Origin of the sequence: Nonomuraea rosea (assembly GCF_039539705.1) — a bacterium.
Taxonomy (GTDB): domain Bacteria; phylum Actinomycetota; class Actinomycetes; order Streptosporangiales; family Streptosporangiaceae; genus Nonomuraea; species Nonomuraea rosea.
In genome coordinates, this window is record NZ_BAABDQ010000121.1 from 1 (window position 1) to 1,674 (window position 1,674).

The following is a 1,674-nucleotide window of genomic DNA, read 5'->3' on the forward strand; positions in this document are numbered from 1 at the left end:
CTTAGTGGTCCAGTCCGTAAGTCATGCGAGGGTTCACACGGCCGCGGATAGTGCGGCAGGCTGGTGGCCGCAGCCAGCGGGTTGCTGGAAGTGGCGCTCCTTCTGTTCGTGTCGCTCGATCCGGGCCATCAGGTCCTCGAGGTCGGCCGGGGTGAACTTCCATTTGAAGGGCCGGGCGGTCTCGTTGTAACGGCGCTCGAAGGCGATCAGCCGGTCTTCGACCTGGTCAAGCCCGGTGAAGTCGTTGGGTGTGACCACCTTGCGCTGCACGATGGAAAAGAAGATCTCCACTTGGTTCAGCCAGGACGCGTGCACGGGAGTGTGGACCATCACCGCGTTGGGGAAGCGGGCGGTAAGCCGGTCGGCGGCTGCCTTGCCACGGTGTGAGGAGCCGTTGTCCACGACCCAGAACACCCGCCGGGCTGAGGCATACGGCTCTTGCGTCATGACCTGCTCGACCAGATCCATGAACGGGACGATGCCCGTCCTGGGCGAGCAGCGCCCGAACACGCGGGCCTGGTGAACGTCGTAGGCGGCCAGGTAGGCCAGCGCGCCGCCACGGTCGTAGTCGTGGTTGAGGCGCATCATCCGGGCGGTGCCGGGCGGCAGGGTGGGATGGCAGCGGCAGCGGGCCTGGATCGAAGTCTTCTCGTCGCAGGAGATCACGTACTCGTTGCCGGCCAGGAGCTGGCCGTCCCAGATGCGCTGGTAGAGGCCGAGCACGCGGGCGGCCTTGGTGGCGAAGTCGGGGTCGCGGATGAACATCCAGGAGGCGTGCTGCCAGGGCTTGAGCACGTCGGCGGACAGGATCCGGCGGACGGTCGAGGCGGACATCGCCTCGGCGATGCCCCGGCCGACGGCTTCACGGGCCAGGTCGGTGCTGCTCCAGCGGGACAGCGGCATCCCGGTCTCGGCCGGCAGCTGGCAGGCCAGCGCCGTGACCTCGGCCCGCTGGACGGGAGTGAAGCGGGGCGGCCGGCCGCTGCGGGGCCGGTCCTTGAGCCCGTCGATGCCCTGGCCGGCGTAGCGGCCACGCCATCGGCGGACGGTATCGAGGTGGACCTGTTGTCGCAGGGCGATCCGCGCGTTGGAGTAGCCGTGCGCGGCATCCAGCACGATCCGGACGCGAACGACCTGCTGATAGGGGGCCGTATGAGAATGGGCCAGCTTCTTCAACCGCCGTCGCTCGGAGGCGGTCAAGGCGATCTGGCGGGCACGAGGGGCGGGCACGCGGAACGCTTTCGGTGATCTTATAAGGGGCGCTGCCACTTTGCCCCGATATCCACCGCCCGGGTGTGATCGACACGCCGGACGGCAAGATAGGGCGCATGCCCGCCATTCCGGAGTCGACCAAGACCTCTCTGGCCCAGCGACTACGCCAGCACGCCCGCGATCGCTGGCCTCAACTGGTGGGCCTGCACGTCCGCTACCACGGCTCATTCGCCTACGTCGAAGGTGAACTGGCCGACGGAGACCGGCTGTCCCTCATCCGGCTCCGTTACGGCGGATCGGCTTCCATCTGGGGGTTCGGGCTCTACCTTGCCAGCAGCGGCAAGTACGAGAACCAGATCCTGCCTTCCGGCATGTCGGCGGGCACGCCCCAAGAAGCCCTCGACTGCGCCTGCGGTCTCTACCTCAGCCACTGACCCCGAAGGACTTACGGGCAGGACCACT

2 protein-coding genes are annotated in these 1,674 nt (G+C 67.7%); one reads left to right on the forward strand and one right to left on the reverse strand.

Annotated features, from left to right (window positions below; genetic code table 11):
* Positions 1 to 33 precede the first annotated feature (33 nt).
* The gene (locus ABEA43_RS67645; protein ID WP_345581517.1) at positions 34 to 1,230 is read right to left on the reverse strand and encodes an IS630 family transposase; all 1,197 of its coding nucleotides are present in this window, start codon (positions 1,228 to 1,230) and stop codon (positions 34 to 36) included.
* Between the two features lie 98 nt (positions 1,231 to 1,328).
* Here ABEA43_RS67645 and ABEA43_RS67650 point away from each other — a divergent pair, with 98 nt between their 5' ends.
* On the forward strand, positions 1,329 to 1,646 hold the full coding sequence (locus ABEA43_RS67650; RefSeq protein WP_345581520.1) for a hypothetical protein: 318 nt from the start codon (positions 1,329 to 1,331) through the stop codon (positions 1,644 to 1,646).
* Positions 1,647 to 1,674 lie beyond the last annotated feature (28 nt).